Genomic DNA, 20,091 nt, shown 5'->3' with positions numbered 1-20,091 from the left:
ATTATGTATGCCATCCTATTATACATTTCGACAAACATAATAACAAGTAACAAACAAAAAGAGCCTTCTAACACGTGTGATTTGTGCTAAAAGGCTCTTTTGTTTTTAAATATAATCTTTTTTATTTCATATGACGAGTCATGAATGATTGAATTCGTTCCAATGCCTTTTCTAGCAGATCTAGTGATGTAGCATAAGAAAGACGTACGTTTTCAGGTGAACCGAATCCTGATCCTGGCACTAGCGCTACCTTCTCTTCTTCTAAAATAGCTTCTACCCATGCATCAACTGTATCAAAGCCAGTTAACTTTGCAGCTTCAATTGCATTAGGGAATAAATAGAAAGCACCCTGTGGTTTTAAGCATGAGAACCCTGGAATGTTAATCAGCTTTTCATGAATCACGTTTAGACGCTCTTCAAAAGCTTGTCGCATCATTTCCACCGGCTCCTGAGTGCCGTTATAAGCAGCGATTGTTGCATATTGAGCAATAGATGTTGGATTTGACGTGCTGTGACTCGCTAGGTTTGTCATTGCTTTAATAAATGTAGCATCACCAGCTGCATATCCAATGCGCCAGCCCGTCATGGAATGTGACTTAGAAACACCGTTAATGATAATTGTTTTTTCTTTTAACGCTGGTGAAAGCTGTGCAATCGATACATGTTCATTTTGACCATATACAAGCTTTTCATAAATTTCATCTGATACGATAAAAATATCGTGCTTCAAGCAAACTTCTCCTAAAGCTTGAAGCTCTTCTCTTGTGTAAATCATACCCGTTGGGTTGCTTGGTGAATTGATAATAACAGCTTTGGTTTTAGCAGTAATAGACGCTTCTAATTGTTCAGGTGTGATTTTAAATTCGTTATTTTCAGAACCTTCAACGAATACGGGTGTACCTTCTGCTAACTTTACTTGCTCAGGATAACTTACCCAGTAAGGAGTTGGGATAATTACTTCGTCACCTTCGTCTAACAGAACTTGAAATAACGTATACAGTGCGTGCTTAGCACCTGTACAAACAATAATTTCAGAAGGTGAATACGTCAGGCCTTGATCGCGTTTGAATTTTTCAATTACCGCTTCTTTTAATGGTGCAAGACCGCCTGCTGGCGTATATTTTGTCTGACCATCATTCATTGCCGTAACAGCCGCTTCTAAAATGTGCTGCGGCGTATTAAAATCAGGTTCCCCTGCTCCAAGTCCAATCACATCATGACCAGCCGCTTTCAATTCTTTCGCTTTTGCTGTAATCGCTAATGTTGATGATGGCGTTAATGCTGATACACGTTTTGCTAACTTCACTAAAATCTCCCCCTATGAACTAAAGCTATAATCAGCCCGCAGGCTGATTATAGATAAAAAATTGGCTTCATTTTCATAAAGCGCTGAAATCTTATATTATGACACATATGGTATTTCATATGGTATAAACGATTTATGATTGAGATAAGCTGTATCGTTTTATAAATTCACCGCTAGAGAAATCAAGATAATAGTATGTTAAATGTTTCTTATCTTTATCCACATATGTTACTTCCCACAGCGGCTTTTTATTTTCAATGCCTAGGCGCACCGACTTAATTTCCTGCGGATTTTTATCATTTTTCACAATGGAAATGGCTTTCTCTTTTGTGATCCCGCTGCTTGCTTTCTTTAAAACAGCTGTTTGTTTTTTGCTTTTAGGCATCCAAGCAATTACCTTTTGATTGCTTCGGTTTGTACCTTCTACTACATAAAATGCATGATTGCCGAAATATGGCTGGGTGCTTGTGACAGATTTCAAATTAAATTCTTTTTTTGCTTGGGATGCTGCTTTTTCCTCAGCAGACTGAACATCCTTCACAGACGAGTGATAAATGCTAAAAGAAATGCCTCCGATAATTAAAAGCACAGCAGCTACCGCTACAATAATTAACTTTTTCATAAAATCCCTACTTATGTACGATAAATTGTAAATACAGCTTTGCTTTGATCTTCTTCATCTAACGCTAATCCGAACATCAAATCTTGCTTTTTCAACGTGCGATTCAAACTATCAACAATTTTATATAAATCCGAGGAATTTTCCACGCGGACAGTTGATAATACTTCAATCCTGCTTTCCATTGTAAACCTCCTAGCTCGTCTATCACGACGCAAAATGACGATATCCGTATTATAACAGGTATCAAAAACCATCGTCATCTTTTTCACTCATCAATCCAGCCTGTACGTTTTGCGTAAAAACCGAATAAATAAGTAAACATATATAATATTATAAGGAATTTACCTCTTTTTGCAAAAGGAAATTTGTTTATTTTGCAGAAAATTTCATCACATCATAGGATTTTAGCGACATTTTAATAGAGTAAGCGCTCCCCTCTCTTACGTCATATAATTCAATCCATTCAGCTGTTAAATTTGAAAGCAGTCGAGGGGAATAGGAACGCCCTGGTTTCGTAAACGCAACGGCAAGCTGTATATCTAATTGCTTCAAAAATGTATTCGAAAAAAACGTTCCCTCTCCAAAATTAGGAATTTTCAATATATCTACATGAGTAAGGGGAATGCGTAAAAACTTTTCCTCTACTTCATCTGAGCCGCTCATGGCATATAGAACTCGGTGCTCTCCAATCGTAAATAATAGATCCATAGCCGCTGTTTTTTGCTTCGATGCATGCAAGACATCAACGTGTATATTATCCGTTAACTGAAATAAATCATTTTCTTTCCACTTCTCTGTTTGAAATTCCGCCTGGTACTGAGCCGGCACAATAATACGCTCTATATGATAATCCTTCACAGCTCGCTGAACATTTGAATCATAGTACTTTTGCTGTTTCGTAATTATTAATTGGTTGATTTTTTTTACTTTATATCGCTGCAGCCACTTGTTTAGCTCTGGATAGGAAGATGCACTCCCCGTATTTACTAAAATCGCCTCACCGCTTCCGTCTTGAATCAGACTTGCTTCTCCATCTGAAAGAGGCAGAAAGGTGATCACTACTTCATCAGCTTGCAAACCAAAATCTACGTTTTTAATGACGGCTGCTGAAACCGAACAGGTCATAAAACTAAAAAACAGTACAGCACTTAGCAATATTTTAATCATACACTGTCCTCATTTGCTTATCATAGTATATTACTATCGTCTCTCAAGTGAAGAAACAGTATGCATAAAAAAAGACTTAAGCTATGCTCAAGTCTTTTCATTCCACCATTCTTTGTAGTCCAGTAAGATATTTGAAAACGTTTTTTGAACAACCTGGACTTTTGGAAGCGAGTGAAGGAAATGGTATCCATATGCTGTTCGCGTAATACGATTATCAAAAATAAATATAGCTCCCCGGTCACTTTTTGAACGAATCAACCGTCCAAATCCTTGTTTAAAACGGATAACGGCTTGAGGAAGTGAATAATTCATAAAGGGACTTTTCCCTTCTTTTTTCATCTGCTCAAATTTAGCTGTCAACAGAGGTTGATTTGGAGATGAAAAAGGAAGTCTGACTATTACGAGACATGATAATAAATCTCCTGGCAAATCAATTCCTTCCCACAGACTGTTTGTACCCAAAAGAATGGAATGCTCAAATTGACTGAAGTCTTTTAACAGTCTATTGCGATTTCTAGTTGTGACTCCTTGACCAAGCAGGACAAACTCTTCAAGATCGTTTAACTCTTTCAAATAACCATATGTAGCTTTCAACATGTCATATGAAGTAAAAAGCACCAGCATACGGCCATTTGTTACTTTGGCTACGTCAAGAATACTTTCTGCCATCATAGCGCTATACTCATATAATGATACTTCGTTAACAGCAGGCATATCCTGAGGAATATAGACTCTAGCTTGCTTCTCGTAATCAAACTCGGAAGGAAGAATGAGTTGAGCAGGCTGAAAGTCATATAACCCTAGCTCTTGAATTAAATAATCAAATGTTCCATTCACCGTCAATGTAGCCGATGTTAAAATAACGCTTTGTTTCTTAGCGAAAAATTCATCAGCCAGCGTATCGGCAATGGAAGTAGGCTGACTATAGATATACGTAGCATTTGCTGCTCCTTTTGGCTCAATTTCAAACCACGTTACGTAATTGCTCTGCTGTTTGAACAAAAGCTTTTCTATTTGCTGAGATATATGCTCAAATCCTTTAACAGCCGTTTGAAATTCATGAAGAGACGACTGTTCATTTTTTGTGGCTTTGTCATATAGATCGTCAAAGGAATGTCTTGCCCCATCATTCCATGTAAAAAGATCGTGAATTAAAAAACGAATGCGCGACGCTGCTTCTTGAATGGCCGTCCAGTAATGCCCATGCTCTTTTTCCACTTTATACCGATAGCTGCTTCTTCCAATCTCGCCCTGCTGATTGCCCGTTCTTTTTTGAACAAAAGAATGAATCAAACGAAATAAGTCATCGCACTCAGAATGAAGCTGCACAAACAGATTTTGAAGAAGTTCAGTGTTAAGCTCGATGCTATATTTTACAAGCGTATGATGAACTTTTTTTAACAGCCCTTTGTCTTGAATGGTTCCGATTCGGTTTAATAGCGCATGAACCGCAAAATAATCTAAGCGCTCTCCTAGTTCTTCTCCGGCAATGTCTTCTAAGTGATGAGCCTCGTCAATAATAACCTGTTTATAATCAGGCAGCAGCTCATGATTACTCATCACATCCATCAACAGCAAGCGATGATTTGTCACTACTATATGGGCATTTTGCGCTCTGTTCTGCGCTCGTTCATAAAAAGAATAAAGTTTCCAGGGATGCTTAAAGTCACTTGGAGACGGATTGCTTTCATTTAGCTGTTCCCAAAAAAGTTTGCCCCCAGAAGGCAGGTTTATTTCATCGCTGTCGCCCGTTTCCGTTTCCGTCAGCCAAATAAGCAGCTTCGCTTTTGTGAGGATCGCATCGTAATTATTATTTCGCTCTTTTAAGAGCTGAATGAATTTTCTTATACTAATGTAATGTTCTCTTCCTTTTAAAACAGCTGCTGTGACAGGAAATGGCACAATCTTTTCTAAAATGGGCACATCTTTTTCGATGATTTGCTGCTGAAGCGTTACCGTGTTAGTTGAGATAATGACTGGGTGGTGATGAACAGAAGCATAAAACACGGCAGGAACTAAATAAGCGTAGGTTTTACCAATACCGGTCCCCGCTTCAATTAAAGCATGCTCGTTGCCTGCAAAGCACTCTTGTACAAAGTTCATCATCTCCCACTGCCCTTTTCGTTCTTCAAACAATGGCAGAGCCTGATGGAACAGCTTTTGCTTTTCAGTTTCAAATATTTCGTAAGTATGAGAGTGCTGCTTTTCATTAGCTGAATGCGGCTGATATTTGTTTAGCGCAATGCCGTGTATAAATTCATAAGAATCATCCTCGGCATAACTTTTATCATCTATAACTTGTTGAATCAGTTCTCCAATTTCACTTTTAAAGTGTAAGCTTAGCGCGTATAGCTGCTTCAAGGTTGTTAAAGGGAGCTTCTTTAATTTTTCAATTAGTAAAAGTAAAATACGTGCCGTTACTTCTGCATCACTATCTGCTTGATGAGGGTTTTCATGTTCAATATGTAAATACTCAGCTAATTGACTAAGTTTGTACCCATCAACTGTAGGCAACAGAATCCGGGCCAGTTCGACGGTATCCACGGTTGAATTATAAAGCGTCTCCATCCCGCACTGATAGAGTTCTTCTTGTAAAAAAGTTAAATCAAATGCCACATTATGTGCAACAAAATAAGCATCATCTAGCAATTCTATAATTTTAGGTGAAATTTCTTCAAATAAAGGCGCATCTTTCACCATATCATTTTGAATGTTAGTTAGTTGTGTAATAAAAGGCGGAATATCCATACCAGGATTTAAAAAACTAGAAAAACGTTCAACAATTTTGCCGTCTTCTACTATGACAGCAGCAAATTGAATCATTTTATCTCCTTGTTTTGGAGAATGTCCCGTCGTTTCAAGATCTACCACAACAAAGCGTTTATTCACGGTCAACACCTCGCAAGTCTGTCTTTTTATAGTATAAAGTGAAAGCCTGCTCTATATGCTTTAAAAGCGCAACTCCTTCTCGTGAAAAACAGAGAGGCTTTCATACATAGAAGTTTTACTTTAGTGTGTATAGAGGTTTATACCGTTCACTTACTAGCGTATGTATTCAAATAAAAATCCCCCTCATAAAGGGGGACTGTTCTTATAGAATTGTACCAGCTGGTTCTTGTTTAAGCAATTGTTGGATTTTATTCTGCTCATTCATAATCGCTACGGTTGGATGATGGTGAGCTACTTCTTCATTTGCTACGAGCGCATAAGAGATAATGATGACGATATCTCCAGGCTGCACGAGTCTTGCAGCAGCTCCATTTAAACAAACTACGCCGCTCCCTCGTTCGCCGGGAATCACGTACGTTTCCAAGCGAGCTCCGTTATTATTGTTTACAATTTGGACTTTTTCGTTTGCTGCAATTCCTACTGCGTCGATAATATCTTCATCAATGGTGATGCTGCCAACATAATTTAAGTTGGCTTCAGTTACATGAGCTCTGTGTATTTTAGCGTTCATCATCGTGCGAAACATTTAGTTATCCCCCTGTACGTCTACAATTACATTATCAATTAAACGAGCTTTAGAGAATTGAACAGCTAAAGCGATAATGATTTTTCCAGCGGCGTTCTTAATTGGTTTTAGCTCTGGATACGTATAAACCTCGATATAATCCACTTTACCGCTCGTATGTTGCTCAATTTCTTTTCGAATGGTCCCTTTAATGATTTCTACTTGCTTCTCTCCACCTTCAAGAAGCTGCAGAGCGCTTTGTAAACTCTTAAATAAAACAGGTGCCTCTTCTCTTTCTTTATCTGTTAAATATACGTTACGAGAACTTTTAGCTAATCCATCTGCTTCTCTCACTGTATCTACTGCTCTAAGCTCCACCGGGAAATTAAAATCTTCAATTAAACCATCTACTACAGCAACTTGCTGCGCATCTTTTTTACCAAAGTATGCACGATCTGGTGTTACAATGTGAAAAAGCTTTGTTAGTACCGTGGCTACTCCGTCAAAATGACCGGGACGCTTCTGTCCACACAATACGTCTACACGATCTCTCACGGTTATAGCAACTGAACGGCTTGACTTATACATTTCCTCTACTGAAGGATAAAATAAATAGTCGACGTTAGCTTCTTTTGCCACGCGCTCATCGCGTTCAAAATCTCTTGGATACGTATCAAAATCTTCATTTGGTCCAAATTGAGTCGGGTTCACAAAAATACTTAGCGCCACTACTTCATTTTCTGTGCGAGCTGCTCCAAGCAGAGTAGCATGACCTTCATGCAAATAGCCCATCGTCGGGACAAATCCAATTGAACGTCCAAGCTGCTTTTCTTTTTTCATCTCCTGCTGCATGTCTTTAATTGTTGTAATGACTTTCATCTTATTTCCCTCCGTACAGTGCCGTTAACTGCTCTTCTTTCATTGAAAAAGTATGTGCTTCTTTCGGAAACTCTCTTTTTTTCACTTCACTTACATACTGAGAAAGCCCTTGTAAAATAGGCTCATTTATTTTCGCAAATGACTGAACAAATTTGGGCACACGCTCTACGCCGTACGTTAATACATCGTGGTATACAAGTACTTGACCATCCGTCTCAGCTCCTGCTCCGATTCCGATTGTTGGAATGCTTAAGCGTTCAGCTACTTGTTTTGCTACTTGTTTAGGAACACACTCCAATACAACAGCAATAGCTCCCGCCTGCTCACACTTGATTGCGTCTTGGATTAGCTGTTTGGCTTCTTTCGCTTCTTTCCCTTGCACTTTATAACCGCCCAGAACACCGACAGACTGAGGTGTTAACCCGAGATGTGCAACAACCGGAATACCAGCTTGCGTCAATTCTGAAATTGTATAGAGAACATCGTTTGCACCTTCTACTTTTAAAGCATGAGCTCCGCTTTCCTGCATAATGCGAGCAGCATTTTTCATCGTGTCTTCTTTCGACACGTGATAGGACATAAACGGCATGTCGGTGACGATAAATGTATCACTAGCCCCTCTTTTAACCGCTTTTGTATGATGAATCATATCATCTACCGTTACAGGAATCGTAGAGTCATATCCTAAAACGACCATTCCTAGAGAGTCGCCTACTAAAATCATGTCTACGCCTGCTTCTTCAGCGTACTTAGCTGACGGATAATCGTACGCAGTCAGCATCACAATTGGTTCATTGTTTTGTTTCATACGTAAAAAATCTAATTTTGTTTTCACTAACTTTCTCCTCCTTCTCAGAGGAGATGAGCGCACGTCTGCACACAAAAAAGCCCTTCTACCTATAAAAGGAAGAAGGACTTTGACAGACTTCATCTATAAAAAGCACACTTTACCTAATGTGCTTACCTACGCGTCATCCCTCTGTCCTAGTCCTTAATGGATCAAGGCAGATTTATTGTCATATTAAAAATAAACAAACGAGTATCAAGTGAAGTTCTTTCGATACTACCTTGATACTCGTATTATAATAAAAATTTCTTTATTTTTCTACTATTTTTTAGCAGAGAGCTCAATATCTGCAGAATGAATTCGGTGTATAACACCTTCATCGTCTTCAATCAATAAAACGCCTTCATCTGTTATACCTTTTGCAAAGCCTTCAATGTTGGCTGTCATCGTCCGTGCTATAATTCGCTTTCCAATGCTGATTGCATACGTTTCCCAAAGAACTTTAATTAAACCAAAGCCATTTTTTAAGTATTCTTCATAAAGGGTTTCTAACTTTAAGAAAAACGCTTGCATCAAAGCGGCACGATTAATTTCTTCACCTTTTTCAATACGTAAAGATGTGGCAATGTGTTTGATTTGTTCATTAAAATCCGTTTCCTGCTGATTCACATTAATGCCGATTCCAATGATGACCGAATGAATCCGGTCAAAATCAGCCTGCATTTCCGTTAAAATCCCAACTAGCTTCTTCCCATTTAATAAAACATCATTCGGCCATTTAATGTCTGGAGAAAGGTTCGTCACTTCTTGAATGGCCTGTACAACAGCCACTGCTGATAGTAAAGTCAGCTGAGGAGCCTGCTGCGGAGGGATAGAAGGACGCAGTATAATACTCATCCAGGCACCAGTATATTTTGGGGAGTACCACGCTCTATCAAGTCTTCCTCTTCCTGCCGTTTGCTCTTCAGCAACTACGACCGTTCCTTCTTTTGCTCCTTCTTGAGCAATTCGATGAGCAATTTTTTGAGTAGAATGCACGCTTTCCTCATAGTGAATATACTGGCCGATTTTTGTTGTTTGAAGCCCTAATAAAAGCTCGTTGCTGCTTACTTTGTTCGGCTTCCCAACAATGCGATAGCCTTTTTTACGAACAGCTTCAAGTTCATAGCCGTCTTTTCGCAGCTCTTCGATATGCTTCCATACAGCTGTTCTTGAACAGCCTAATAAATCGCTGATTTTTTGGCCGGACACATAGTCCCCATCTGCGTTCGTAAACATTTCAAGCAGCGTTCTTCTTATATCTGACTGCAAGACTGCACCCACTTTCTTATTGAAGATTTCGTGTTCATTAACTCATTGTATAGAACTTTCTCCTCAATTTCTTTTAATAGTTGAGACACCCATGGACCACCCTTTTTACCTGTCCATACTAAAAGATCTTGACCATTTATATCTAAATCTTTTAAAGAATGAATAGGCAGCTCGCTATAGATGTAAAGAAGCTCATGTTCATTCATATACTCATTGCTTCGAAGAAGTTGTAAAATACGATTCACGCTCACGCTGGCCTGCTCTCCAATTGTATACATGATGCGTTTTGACCATCCATTTTCCAAAACGTCCCGAAGACCAATAGACTGAAGCTGAATATCTTTAATTTGCTTATTAGATAATTTCCAGCTTTTAAAAAATGCCTGCTTGTCTTGAATGTCGAGCAGATGTACAAGAAGTGTCCATGACTCCGATACTCGCTGAAGCATCATCCAATCGTGTGCACAAACAGATCGGAATTTTTGCGGATCTACATTCAATTCGGGCAAGTAGCGATACAGCTCCGTATCTGCTACAAGTGCTAATGCTAAAGACGGCCGCTTTCCGCTCAGCATTTTTTCGAATTCAACTGTAATGCGTTCAATAGAAACATGCCTCAGTAGTTCACCGTATTGCTGAATGGCTCTTTTAGTTTGATCAGACAGCGAAAACGCCAGCTGACTGACAAAGCGAACGGCTCTCATCATACGAAGAGCATCTTCATGAAAGCGTTCTTTAGCATTTCCGACAGTACGAATTAACTGGTTTCGTAAATCTTCCCTTCCATTAAATGGATCAATAATTTCTCCTTTTGCATTCATAGCCATTGCATTAATTGTAAAATCGCGACGCTGCAAATCTTCTATCAGAGACGAAATAAACGTAACGGACGAGGGACGACGAAAATCATCATATTCTCCCTCAGAGCGAAAAGTGGTCACCTCATAGGTCTCGTTCTCATGAACAACGACAACCGTACCATGCTCAATTCCTACATGAATCGTCTTAGGAAAGAGTTCCATCACTTGTTCCGGCCTAGCTGACGTAGCGATATCAATATCTCCAATCGTCCGATTTAAAATGAAATCCCGGACCGCTCCTCCAACAAAATACGCTTCGTAACCGGCTGTCTCCAGTTTTTCAATAATATAAAGCGGATGAATGAACGGTTCTTTCATAACGTCCTCCATTCTTCAACCCTGTACCAATTTATAATAAAGTTTTTCATATTGACTCACAATCTCTGTTGAATGAAATTTATGATTAACTGCGCTTAGAGACGCTTCCCTCATTTGGTGATGCAGCTGTTCATTTTCAAGTAGCTGAATTGCTTTGCTCGCTGCCTCTTCGACGTCTCCAACTTCGCAAATATATCCTGTTTTTTCGTGTTCAATTACTTCAGGAATTCCGCCTATATTTGTTCCGATGCATGGAACACCACAAGCCATAGCTTCTAAAAGTACAAGCCCAAAGCTTTCTTTTTCAGATAATAACAGTTTTAAATCGCTAATCGAATATAATTCTGCTACATTTTCTTGTTTCCCAAGAAATAACACAGAATCTTGAAGATTTAGCTCTTTTACCAATTGAGACACAACCGTCATTTCAGGGCCGTCTCCTACAAGCAGCAGCTTAGACTGAAGCCTTTCATTAATAATAGCAAATGTTTTGACTATATCTGTAACTCGTTTGACTTGACGAAAGTTTGAAATATGAATAACGACTTTTTCATTTTCTAATATGCCATACTCCGCTTTTAAATACTGAACTTCTTTTTTATGATAAACTCGTTCATCAATAAAATTATACATCGTTTCAATTTCTTTATCTGGACTAATTAAATGGTGAGTTTGATCAACAAGTGACTGAGATACAGCCGTCACTGCATCTGATTTCTCAATTCCAAATTTAATTAAGTCTTTTAACGATGGATCCTCTCCTAGAACCGTAATATCTGTTCCATGAAGAGTCGTCACAATTTTCACTTCGTGCTCTACCATTTGTTTAGCTAAAATCCCGCAAACGGCATGGGGGATTGCATAGTGCGTATGAATAATATCAAGCTTTTCTCTTTTAGCCACTTCAGCCATTTTACTGGATAAAGCGAGATCATACGGAGGGTATTTAAAGACGGAGTATTGATTTACATCTACTTCGTGAAAATAAATATTTGGATATACTTTCGTCAATCTAAAAGGCATGCTAGAGGAAATAAAATGAATTTCGTGCCCCTTTTCAGCCAGCAGCTTCCCTAGCTCCGTTGCTACCACTCCTGAACCTCCAACGGAAGCATAACATGTAATACCAATTTTTAACTTCATTTATTTTCCACCTACTAAATCGTCGTACATCAAAATCGGTTTTTTAGATAAAAAACCTTCACCGTAAGCTATCCCGACTTCTTTGCCAAATAATCGCTCTCTGCTCTCTACCGTTTCAATATATCCGTTTACGAGCGGCGTATCAAACGTATCTGCTGTTTTTATAAATTGACTTTCATAAGCCTCTAGACTAGCTACTTTCTTTTGAAACGTGCTTGATACATCTACGATAAAATCTGGCTTATGAAATCCATTTATCATATAGAAATATAGAGACTCCGCACGATGAGCTTTTTGCTTCTTATCATCTATATAATTTTTAACGCCAGCGGAAAACATGGCCTCTTCTACAAGCTTTGCACAATTTCCATGATCAGGATGACGATCTTCAAAATAAGGAGCAAATATAATCCTTGGTTGATACGTGCGAATGACTGATGCAATTTCAGCTATATATTCTGGCTTTAAAAACAAACCTCTGTCTGGCAAATGCAGATGAATTCGCTCATGAACACCTAAGACTTCAGCTGCTTTAGACGCTTCTTGTTTTCGAATTTCAACCGTTCCATTTGAAGAAAGTTCAGCTTGCGTCAAATCGCAAATAACTACCTTCAAACCTTGTTCACTCATTCTTGCAATGGTTCCACCCATGCCGATTTCTACATCATCGGCATGAGCACCAAAGGCAAGGATATCTATTGTTTCTTTCATTATCTTCACCCTATTTTTTTATAATTGAACGCCAATGCAAATCGCCTCGTTCAAGTCCATGAATTAAAATCTCTGCTGTTCCCATATTCGTTGCAAGAGGAACCGCATAGACGTCACATAGACGCATCAGAGCTGAAATATCAGGTTCATGAGGCTGAGCTGTTAACGGATCGCGGAAAAAAATAACCATATCCATTTCATTTTGAGCAATTAAAGCTCCTATCTCCTGATCTCCTCCAAGCGGTCCTGATTGAAAGCGGTGAACCTGCAAACCTGTTGCTTCTGAAATACGCGTTCCTGTTGTTCCTGTTGCGAACAGCGAATGTTCCTGTAAAATCGCTTGATAGGCTGTTGTGAATTGTACCATATCATTTTTCTTTTTATCATGTGCAATTAAGGCGATTTTCATTTTTCTCGCTCCTTAGTCAATAATATTTTCTAACCCATATACAAGTGTGTCTACGTTCATAACTGTGTCAACAGCTAGCTTCACACCTGACATAAAAGAAGCGCGGTTGTATGAATCATGACGAATTTTTAACGTTTGTCCAAATCCTCCGAACATCACTTCTTGGTGAGCAATCAGTCCTGGCAAACGTACGCTATGTAGGCGGATTCCTTCATAATCTGCACCGCGTGCGCCCTCTAGTAATTCTTTTTCCTCAGGGTGGCCCTGTTTTTTTGCTTCACGAACTTCACTGATCAGCTCCGCTGTTTTTAAGCCTGTTCCTGATGGTGCATCTAACTTTTGATCATGATGCATTTCAATGATTTCTACATCATCAAAGTATTTAGCTGCCATTTGTGAAAACTTCATCATTAAAATAGCGCCAATTGCAAAATTAGGTGCAATGATACAGCCAAGTTCCTTCTCTTCAGCAAGCTGCTTTAATTCTTTTAAATCTTCTTCTGAAAAGCCAGTTGTTCCTACAACAGGTCGTACTCCATATGTTAAAGCTGTTTTAGTATGAACGCGTCCAATTTCAGGTGTTGTCAAATCAACTAAAACATCTGCCTTAACGTCTTGAAAACATTTTTCAATATCCGTGTAGATCGGCGCTTGTACATTTGGCATTCCTTCAATATCACTTATGTATTTTCCTTCATTGATACGATCCACCGCTGCTACTAATTCAAAATGCTCTGTTTCTTCTATTAATAATACAGCTTCTTTTCCCATACGACCTCTTGGTCCTGCAAGTACAATTCGAATTTTGTCCATTCTTTTTCTCTCCTTAGTCTTCTTTTTTCGTCCAGCGATCTTTGTCACGCGTATTAAATTTATTCATAACGCGATCATGCGCTTCTTGTAAATCAATATTTAATGAATTTGCAAAGCAAATTAATACAAATAAAATGTCGCCCATTTCTTCTTCGACCGTACGTTCTGCTTCAGTCGTTTTCTTCGGCTTTTCACCATAATAGTGGTTAATTTCGCGCGATAATTCGCCCACTTCTTCCGACATTCTCGCAAGCATAGCAAGAGGACTAAAATATCCTTCTTTAAATTGGCTAATATATGCATCAACTTCTTGCTGCATTTGCTCCATCGTTTTTTTTGACATCTTTTTATTCCACCTCTTTTAGAAGTACACTCAGCTTACTATTATAACATCTTTACTTCAAATTATTTAGTGTAATTACTTCTTCTTACCACGCCTTTGTCAGATGCTCTTTCACAATATTCCTCACGTTTCCCTTAATTCTCAAAAATCTGTCTATATTTTACGAATTGAGGATACTACTAATACATAGCACTAGAAGAAACATCATCACTTTTTACTATTTTCAAAAATCTTTTCGATAGTTATTTACGAAATGAAATATATTCCTTTATGATAAGGTAGTGCAAAAACGGTCATAGGAGGTTTGTAAGTATGAAAGGTCTCAGATTAAAAAATATTATTTTTATACTGCTTGGTTCTGCTATATTTGCGTTTGGACTTGTTAATTTTAACATGCAAAACAATTTAGCTGAAGGTGGATTCACAGGCATTACCCTGCTTTTATTTTTCTTATTTAACATTGATCCCTCTTATTCTAACTTAGTGTTAAATATTCCTTTGTTTTTTGTAGGGTGGAAACTATTAGGGAGAACAGCATTTATTTATACCATGCTCGGAGTTGTTAGCTTATCGCTATTTTTATGGATATTCCAGCGCTTTCCGGTGAATATGCCCCTGCGCCATGATATGACTCTAGCAGCTCTTTTTGCCGGTGTTTTTATTGGAGTGGGTCTTGGCATTATTTTCAGGTTTGGAGGAACAACAGGAGGAGTCGATATCATTGCCCGTGTTGTTCAAAAATATATCGGGTGGAATATGGGGAAAACGATGTTTCTTTTTGACTTTATTGTAATTAGTGCGTCTCTCATTTATTTATCCTACCGAGAAGCTATGTACACACTTGTTGCAGTCTTTGTCGCTGCACGGGTTATTGACTTTATGCAAGACGGTGCGTATGCGGCCAAAGGCGCAACCATCATTTCGAATCATAACGAAGCCATATCGGATAAAATTATGAAAGAAATGGATCGAGGCGTGACGATTTTAAAAGGACAGGGTTCTTTTTCTAAGCAAGATACCAACGTGCTATACTGCGTTGTTAGTAAAAATGAAATTTTCCGTTTAAAGCAAGTTATTACTTCTGTAGATCCACACGCCTTCGTTGCAGTTACGGATGTTCATGATGTCTTAGGTGAAGGATTTACCCTTGATGAAAATAAAAAACCGCTTGAAAGATAAAAAAATACCGCTAATGCGGTATTTTTTTATTAGTCGTCGTTATTCATTCCTGTATAAATCATGATTAAACGAACCAACTCAAGAACTGCTACTGCTGCGGCTGCTACGTATGTTAAAGCCGCTGCGTTAAGCACTTTGCGCGTCTCGCGCTCTTCGTCATTTCGAATCGCTCCGACTGAGACGATTTGCGTCATCGCTCGGCTTGAAGCGTTAAATTCAACAGGCAGTGTTACAACTTGGAATACGACCGCTGCTGCCATGAAGATAATACCTAACAATAGCAACGGCTTAATCGACGCGATAATTCCAATCATAATTAAAATCCAAGAAGCGTTTGATCCAAGGCTTGCCACCGGCACAAGCGAGTGGCGAAGGCGTAAAAACGAATAGTTTTCTTTGTCTTGAATCGCGTGTCCCACTTCGTGAGCCGCAACGGCAGCGCCTGCGACAGACGTTCCGTAATAGTTGTCTTCTGACAAACGAATGACTTTTGAGCGAGGATCGTAGTGATCGGATAAAAATCCGCCTACAGGCTCTACGTGAACGTTGTACAATCCGTTTTCATCCAAAATTTTTCTTGCTACTTCTGCGCCTGTCATTCCTGATGAGTTGCTTACTTGTGAATATTTTTTGTAAGCACTTCTCACCTTAAACTGTGCCCAAATTGGCACAAGGATAATAATGAGAAAATAAATCAAAAAGCTCATTTACCCACACCTTTCATTATGTGTTTGACTACTCTTTTATTTTAGACAATTCTGCGCTTTTACGTCAATCATTACGCCCTCTGGCTGACTTTCTTTTCTGGTCAGCGAAATATTTTCGCGCTCCTACATAAAAAAGTGTAGCAATAATAATACTTCCGGTGGTAATTGTAACCCAAATAAAAGACGGGTCCGTACGATTTTCTTTTACTTGTTCAAAAAAATCTTTTAAATTTTGTTCCATTTGGTTGAACTGGTCATCGTTAATCTCACTTAGCGTTCCTTCACTTTGTAAAAAGTGAACGTCTGCGCTCACACGCTGTACGTAGGGAGACGACACGTCTACCTGCGCGCTCGGTAAGATCATATCATATTCCTTTAAAAATTGCTTAAGCTGCGCTTCATAAGCCGCCTGTTGTCCTTTTACTGCTTCATTTCGCATCTCTTTAAATGTTGCTAGCATACTGCCTTCGAGTTCAGTCCACATAGGCTGATGCTTGCTGTGCAGCGCATCGACTAATAATCGAAATTGAGTAGCTTTTTGAAGACGTTCTTCATCACTGGAATCAGAAGATAAAAGAGACCTTTCTACCTGTTCATAACAAAGAGTTAAAATACGTATATCTTCGGCCGATACGCCCAAAGAAGCTGTATTGAGACTGGTAAATTCATTCGAAAAATTTCTGAACAAATGTTGGGCTGCTTTATACTCCTTTTGCTCTACAAGCGATAGCGTTTGATCAGATAAGTTATCAAGCTTTTCCCACTGCCCTTCAGCTGCATGTACAGTAGTCGTATATGCAAAGAAAAGTACGAGCAATATTCCTACTATTCTTCCTTTCATTCTCGTCCCTCCTCTAACCTCTACTAAAACTTATGAGAAAGAGGACAAGAGTAGACCTATTTTCAAAAGGAAGTTTTAATCTTACTATTCATTCATCGGAGTGATAAAGTTTTGCGTATAATACTTCTCATATACACCTACACCAAGACGCGTAAACTCTTTATTGAGTAAAGCCTTACGATGTCCCTCACTATTAAGCCACCCTTCAACCGCAGCGATTCCATCCTGATAATTCGAGGCAATATTTTCGCCCGCGATACGGTATACTACATCACCTTTTTGCAGACGGTTGCCTAAATCACCTTGTGCTGGTGAAACGTGAGAGAAATAGTTTAAGTCACTCATTTCTTTGCTGTGTAAATAAGCTACTCCGGCAGTGGCTTCGTCCCAAGCTAAAGGTGACAGCTGAAAACGGTCTCGAATTACATTTGTAATATCGATAATTTGCTGCTCTTCTCCTTCTTGGACACTTTTCCACTCCTCTGCTGTCAATGACGGAGCTGTTGGAAGCTCGCCGCGATAAACAATTTCGTACGGACGCTGTTTTAATAGCGTGTCCATATCCATAATTCGAATACTTGAGATTGTATTAAGGAACTGATCAAAATATAGTTGGACGTATACATCTCCATATTTAATAATGGGACGCATTTTCATATCCTCTTCACTCAGACGAAATCGGTATTCATTTCCGTCTTTTTGAAGCGTGAGTTCGGATGAAAGTGAAACTCTTTTTTCCACTTCTTCTCGCTTCTCACCAATCTCAAAAGGATCTGTATTTGTTCTTGAACCAATGACGTATACGGATACAACTTGATTATTTTCTACTCCTACCTGCGCATACGTTTGACGATTCTTTTTGTAAATCCACCAGTCATAGCCATATGCAGAAGAATCAATACGATCCGGCTCTCCAAGCATTCCAATTAACTGTTCTGAATGATCTCCAATGAGCCTCATCATATTTTCACTTTGTTTTTCATAAGAAGCCACTTCTTGGGTGGGCTGACTTTTGGAATCCGTTTGGTTTTGCTCAATATTTTGACCCGTTAGATATTTTTCTAGCTGAGGTAAATAATCCTCCGCGTATACAAATGCCACTATTAATACGAGAATAAAAATAACTTTTTTCAGCTTTTCTTCCTCTCCTTACACCTGTTTTCTTTACCTGTTTAACTTATTTTTATCTCTATTATACATGCATTCAAAAAAAAATAGCTATCGGTATGAAGGAAACAAAAGAAAAAGCCAACTATTTACGAATATCCTGCAAACAGTTGGCTTTCGCTTTTTAATGCGTATGTTCTGAAATGTCTGAGAGCGCTTCTCCTGCACGTTCATTTGCATAGCGAAACGTTGATAAATCACCTAGCGAAACAATCCCGACTAGCTTTTGATTTTCCACAACAGGAAGACGACGGATTTGATGTTGAGCCATAAGCTTAGAAGCTTCTTCTACAGAGGCTTCCGCTGTAATAGTTATAAGCTCTTCACTCATAACATCCGTTACTTTACTTGAATTTGGCTTCTTTTCTGCAATGCCTTTTATAACTAAGTCTCGATCTGTAATCATTCCTACTAACTGATCTCTATCGACAATTGGAATTGCGCCTACATTCCATTCCTTCATTTTCACTGCCACTTCATATACGTTATCGAGCGTGGTGCATGTTTCCGTATCAGCTGTCATTACCTCTTGTACAGTTTTCATTGTTTTATCCTCCTTTACATAGTGTGTTCGCTTTATAGTGTGACCAACTTTTTAGTAAACTTTCGCATTTAAAACGTTTAAATAAAAATAGATAACGTTTACATTTTTCCTTATTAGATATTGCAAGTTTTATCCATTCAGCTTATGATTTAGTTGGAGTATATCTGTTTTGGGAGGGAGTTCATATGAAATTTGAATATGCAAAGTTTGATTCATTAAAGGTAGATTTAGATTTATTAGATGAGATTATGCATCAATTTGGCCTGGTCCGCGCCGGACAATGGGATTATGAACGCGTCACGTACGATCGAAAATTCGAGTTTCAGCGAGATACCTTCTATTTGCGAGTCCAAGGACATGCTATTTCAGGCGATGTAGGGGGCAGGCATGCTGTTATTCACCTTATGACACCTCTATTAGGCAAACATTATTATCCTCACGGTGTAGAATATGGAGACGGAGAATATTTCCCGCCATCCCTTGTAGAACAGTGTGAAAAGATATTAACACAAATCAAATCACAGCTTGAAACCGTTCAGCTATAGAATTAGAAAAAGCGCAGTAATCAGACTGCGCTTTTTTTAATTCAAAGGAGGAGTAGACGGAAATTCCTTTGGTTTTATATCTTGAGGTTCAGTAAAATCAGGCATGTACGTATCTTTCTCTCGTTCTTTTCGAGCCCACTGAAAAAAAATAAAGCCTAAAACCGTTCCATACACAATTTCTTGAATGATCTTCATAATAACGCCGCCTAGCTGCTGGTCTTCCACGGGAGGCAGCGTATTAAACATCTCAGGAGCAAGCTGCCCTAAACTTGCAATCATAGAAGGCGGTACACAAAGGGAAAGAGCTTGTACCCAAGCGCTTGAATCTGTATACGTCGCATACAAAGAATGGTTTGCAAAAATAATCAGCGCGCACGCTGGAGTAAGAAGTACGCCATCTGCAAAAATGTATCCAAGCTTTTTTAAAGAACTTAGCGTTTGTTCTTCTTCTAGCTGATTAATGAGTGGCCACCACATACAAAATGCAGCGATAAATAATACAACACTCACGATTCCGTGAAGCGTCATATCCGTTTTAATAACATCAAAAAGCAGCGGAATATGATACAAAGAAAATAACCCATTGAATAATAGTAAAGCAATTAAGGGCTTTGTAAAAAATTTAAAAACAGGTTTAACCCCTCTTACATAAATAACAGAACGAGCTAACCACGGTGGAATTCCTAAAATAAAAAGCGGGGGAATCACCAAGTAAACAATTGCCATTTGCGTCATATGAGCACTAAACATAAAGTGCCCTAGTAAATCTACAGGTCCTCCTTTACATATATACAAAAGAACCATGCTGATAACAAAATACGCTTTTGTTTTTCTGTCTACGGCCGCCGCTCCTATAAAATTCCCTCTCCATCTACCAACGATGAAAAAATATAAGACGGTCACCAGACAAATGGTTAAAAAATAGTAAGGACTCCAAAGTGCTTCAAAACCAAACATCTGCAAATTGTTAATCAACGTCTATTCC

Annotated in this window: 22 protein-coding genes; 2 read left to right on the top strand and 20 right to left on the bottom strand. The window is 38.8% G+C overall.

Translation table 11 applies throughout. The features are described from left to right. Nucleotides 1-121 precede the first annotated feature (121 nt). The 15 genes from ACNHOZ_RS15985 to ACNHOZ_RS15915 all read right to left on the bottom strand — a co-directional run bounded on the left by ACNHOZ_RS15985 (nucleotide 122) and on the right by ACNHOZ_RS15915 (nucleotide 14,123). Nucleotides 122-1,306: a pyridoxal phosphate-dependent aminotransferase gene (locus ACNHOZ_RS15985; RefSeq protein WP_063247544.1), complete on the bottom strand. Its 1,185-nt coding sequence runs from the start codon at nucleotides 1,304-1,306 to the stop codon at nucleotides 122-124. 133 nt (nucleotides 1,307-1,439) lie between these two features. After that, nucleotides 1,440-1,928 carry a cell wall elongation regulator TseB-like domain-containing protein gene (locus tag ACNHOZ_RS15980; RefSeq protein ID WP_013056103.1) on the bottom strand — a complete coding sequence of 163 codons (489 nt, stop codon included), beginning with the start codon at nucleotides 1,926-1,928 and terminating at the stop codon, nucleotides 1,440-1,442. A gap of 11 nt (nucleotides 1,929-1,939) precedes the next feature. Continuing rightward, nucleotides 1,940-2,110 (bottom strand): YpmA family protein, encoded by a 171-nt coding sequence (locus ACNHOZ_RS15975; protein ID WP_013056102.1) that lies wholly within the window; start codon nucleotides 2,108-2,110, stop codon nucleotides 1,940-1,942. A 187-nt stretch (nucleotides 2,111-2,297) separates the two neighbouring features. Further along, nucleotides 2,298-3,095: a hydrolase gene (locus ACNHOZ_RS15970; protein WP_047751376.1), complete on the bottom strand. Its 798-nt coding sequence runs from the start codon at nucleotides 3,093-3,095 to the stop codon at nucleotides 2,298-2,300. Nucleotides 3,096-3,182: 87 nt separating this feature from the next. Then, nucleotides 3,183-5,984, bottom strand: coding sequence for an ATP-dependent DNA helicase DinG (dinG, locus tag ACNHOZ_RS15965; protein ID WP_063247545.1), 2,802 nt, complete (start codon nucleotides 5,982-5,984; stop codon nucleotides 3,183-3,185). Nucleotides 5,985-6,186: 202 nt separating this feature from the next. After that, nucleotides 6,187-6,570: an aspartate 1-decarboxylase gene (gene panD, locus ACNHOZ_RS15960; protein WP_028407965.1), complete on the bottom strand. Its 384-nt coding sequence runs from the start codon at nucleotides 6,568-6,570 to the stop codon at nucleotides 6,187-6,189. After that, the gene (gene panC, locus ACNHOZ_RS15955; protein ID WP_048020006.1) at nucleotides 6,571-7,428 is read right to left on the bottom strand and encodes a pantoate--beta-alanine ligase; all 858 of its coding nucleotides are present in this window, start codon (nucleotides 7,426-7,428) and stop codon (nucleotides 6,571-6,573) included. 1 nt (nucleotide 7,429) lies between these two features. After that, entirely contained in the window at nucleotides 7,430-8,263 is an 834-nt protein-coding gene (gene panB / locus ACNHOZ_RS15950) for a 3-methyl-2-oxobutanoate hydroxymethyltransferase (protein WP_047751378.1), read from the bottom strand. A gap of 273 nt (nucleotides 8,264-8,536) precedes the next feature. Continuing rightward, nucleotides 8,537-9,526, bottom strand: coding sequence for a bifunctional biotin--[acetyl-CoA-carboxylase] synthetase/biotin operon repressor (locus ACNHOZ_RS15945; RefSeq protein WP_013056096.1), 990 nt, complete (start codon nucleotides 9,524-9,526; stop codon nucleotides 8,537-8,539). Further along, nucleotides 9,511-10,704: a CCA tRNA nucleotidyltransferase gene (locus tag ACNHOZ_RS15940; RefSeq protein WP_063247546.1), complete on the bottom strand. Its 1,194-nt coding sequence runs from the start codon at nucleotides 10,702-10,704 to the stop codon at nucleotides 9,511-9,513. Before ACNHOZ_RS15940 ends, ACNHOZ_RS15945 begins: the two co-directional genes overlap by 16 nt. 15 nt (nucleotides 10,705-10,719) lie before the next feature. After that, complete coding sequence (gene bshA, locus ACNHOZ_RS15935) at nucleotides 10,720-11,847, bottom strand: N-acetyl-alpha-D-glucosaminyl L-malate synthase BshA (RefSeq protein ID WP_048020008.1); 1,128 nt, start codon at nucleotides 11,845-11,847, stop codon at nucleotides 10,720-10,722. Then, nucleotides 11,848-12,558, bottom strand: a complete 711-nt coding sequence (gene bshB1, locus ACNHOZ_RS15930) for a bacillithiol biosynthesis deacetylase BshB1 (protein ID WP_028414088.1) — start codon at nucleotides 12,556-12,558, stop codon at nucleotides 11,848-11,850. 10 nt (nucleotides 12,559-12,568) lie between these two features. Beyond that, complete coding sequence (gene mgsA / locus ACNHOZ_RS15925; protein WP_033578417.1) at nucleotides 12,569-12,967, bottom strand: methylglyoxal synthase; 399 nt, start codon at nucleotides 12,965-12,967, stop codon at nucleotides 12,569-12,571. Nucleotides 12,968-12,979: 12 nt separating this feature from the next. Continuing rightward, nucleotides 12,980-13,780, bottom strand: coding sequence for a 4-hydroxy-tetrahydrodipicolinate reductase (dapB, locus tag ACNHOZ_RS15920; protein ID WP_013056091.1), 801 nt, complete (start codon nucleotides 13,778-13,780; stop codon nucleotides 12,980-12,982). 13 nt (nucleotides 13,781-13,793) lie between these two features. Next, nucleotides 13,794-14,123, bottom strand: coding sequence for a nucleotide pyrophosphohydrolase (locus ACNHOZ_RS15915; RefSeq protein WP_013056090.1), 330 nt, complete (start codon nucleotides 14,121-14,123; stop codon nucleotides 13,794-13,796). A gap of 312 nt (nucleotides 14,124-14,435) precedes the next feature. Between ACNHOZ_RS15915 and ACNHOZ_RS15910 the strand changes: the two genes are divergently transcribed. Continuing rightward, nucleotides 14,436-15,302, top strand: a complete 867-nt coding sequence (locus tag ACNHOZ_RS15910) for a YitT family protein (protein WP_028414090.1) — start codon at nucleotides 14,436-14,438, stop codon at nucleotides 15,300-15,302. A 29-nt stretch (nucleotides 15,303-15,331) separates the two neighbouring features. On the opposite strand, the gene ACNHOZ_RS15905 is transcribed toward ACNHOZ_RS15910, so the two are convergent. The 4 genes from ACNHOZ_RS15905 to ACNHOZ_RS15890 all read right to left on the bottom strand — a co-directional run bounded on the left by ACNHOZ_RS15905 (nucleotide 15,332) and on the right by ACNHOZ_RS15890 (nucleotide 18,561). After that, nucleotides 15,332-16,009 (bottom strand): zinc metallopeptidase, encoded by a 678-nt coding sequence (locus ACNHOZ_RS15905; RefSeq protein WP_013056088.1) that lies wholly within the window; start codon nucleotides 16,007-16,009, stop codon nucleotides 15,332-15,334. A gap of 64 nt (nucleotides 16,010-16,073) precedes the next feature. Continuing rightward, complete coding sequence (locus ACNHOZ_RS15900) at nucleotides 16,074-16,850, bottom strand: sporulation protein YpjB (protein ID WP_028414091.1); 777 nt, start codon at nucleotides 16,848-16,850, stop codon at nucleotides 16,074-16,076. Between the two features lie 84 nt (nucleotides 16,851-16,934). After that, complete coding sequence (locus tag ACNHOZ_RS15895) at nucleotides 16,935-17,951, bottom strand: CAP domain-containing protein (RefSeq protein ID WP_048020009.1); 1,017 nt, start codon at nucleotides 17,949-17,951, stop codon at nucleotides 16,935-16,937. A gap of 190 nt (nucleotides 17,952-18,141) precedes the next feature. Next, on the bottom strand, nucleotides 18,142-18,561 hold the full coding sequence (locus ACNHOZ_RS15890) for a CBS domain-containing protein (protein WP_028414093.1): 420 nt from the start codon (nucleotides 18,559-18,561) through the stop codon (nucleotides 18,142-18,144). A 185-nt stretch (nucleotides 18,562-18,746) separates the two neighbouring features. Here ACNHOZ_RS15890 and ACNHOZ_RS15885 point away from each other — a divergent pair, with 185 nt between their 5' ends. Then, complete coding sequence (locus tag ACNHOZ_RS15885) at nucleotides 18,747-19,106, top strand: YugN family protein (protein WP_013056084.1); 360 nt, start codon at nucleotides 18,747-18,749, stop codon at nucleotides 19,104-19,106. A 36-nt stretch (nucleotides 19,107-19,142) separates the two neighbouring features. On the opposite strand, the gene ctaG is transcribed toward ACNHOZ_RS15885, so the two are convergent. Then, a complete protein-coding gene (gene ctaG, locus ACNHOZ_RS15880) occupies nucleotides 19,143-20,081 on the bottom strand; it encodes a cytochrome c oxidase assembly factor CtaG (RefSeq protein WP_028414094.1) in 939 nt (312 codons plus the stop codon). Between the last annotated feature and the right edge of the window lie 10 nt (nucleotides 20,082-20,091).

This window comes from Priestia sp. D51 (assembly GCF_053345675.1).
Note: the sequence above shows the minus strand (reverse complement) of the source record. Positions and strands in the feature narration are given on the sequence as shown.

Bases quoted from the DNA above. Each gene is read 5' to 3' on its own strand.
- panC (WP_048020006.1), bottom strand. From the start codon at position 7,428: ATGAAAGTCATTACAACAATTAAAGACATGCAGCAGGAGATGAAAAAA.
- mgsA (WP_033578417.1), bottom strand. From the start codon at position 12,967: ATGAAAATCGCCTTAATTGCACATGATAAAAAGAAAAATGATATGGTA.
- panD (WP_028407965.1), bottom strand. From the start codon at position 6,570: ATGTTTCGCACGATGATGAACGCTAAAATACACAGAGCTCATGTAACT.
- bshA (WP_048020008.1), bottom strand. From the start codon at position 11,847: ATGAAGTTAAAAATTGGTATTACATGTTATGCTTCCGTTGGAGGTTCA.
- ACNHOZ_RS15980 (WP_013056103.1), bottom strand. From the start codon at position 1,928: ATGAAAAAGTTAATTATTGTAGCGGTAGCTGCTGTGCTTTTAATTATC.
- ACNHOZ_RS15890 (WP_028414093.1), bottom strand. From the start codon at position 18,561: ATGAAAACTGTACAAGAGGTAATGACAGCTGATACGGAAACATGCACC.
- ACNHOZ_RS15970 (WP_047751376.1), bottom strand. From the start codon at position 3,095: ATGATTAAAATATTGCTAAGTGCTGTACTGTTTTTTAGTTTTATGACC.
- ACNHOZ_RS15915 (WP_013056090.1), bottom strand. From the start codon at position 14,123: ATGTCAAAAAAAACGATGGAGCAAATGCAGCAAGAAGTTGATGCATAT.
- ACNHOZ_RS15885 (WP_013056084.1), top strand. From the start codon at position 18,747: ATGAAATTTGAATATGCAAAGTTTGATTCATTAAAGGTAGATTTAGAT.
- ACNHOZ_RS15910 (WP_028414090.1), top strand. From the start codon at position 14,436: ATGAAAGGTCTCAGATTAAAAAATATTATTTTTATACTGCTTGGTTCT.
- ACNHOZ_RS15905 (WP_013056088.1), bottom strand. From the start codon at position 16,009: ATGAGCTTTTTGATTTATTTTCTCATTATTATCCTTGTGCCAATTTGG.
- ACNHOZ_RS15975 (WP_013056102.1), bottom strand. From the start codon at position 2,110: ATGGAAAGCAGGATTGAAGTATTATCAACTGTCCGCGTGGAAAATTCC.
- ACNHOZ_RS15900 (WP_028414091.1), bottom strand. From the start codon at position 16,850: ATGAAAGGAAGAATAGTAGGAATATTGCTCGTACTTTTCTTTGCATAT.
- ACNHOZ_RS15940 (WP_063247546.1), bottom strand. From the start codon at position 10,704: ATGAAAGAACCGTTCATTCATCCGCTTTATATTATTGAAAAACTGGAG.
- bshB1 (WP_028414088.1), bottom strand. From the start codon at position 12,558: ATGAAAGAAACAATAGATATCCTTGCCTTTGGTGCTCATGCCGATGAT.
- dapB (WP_013056091.1), bottom strand. From the start codon at position 13,780: ATGGACAAAATTCGAATTGTACTTGCAGGACCAAGAGGTCGTATGGGA.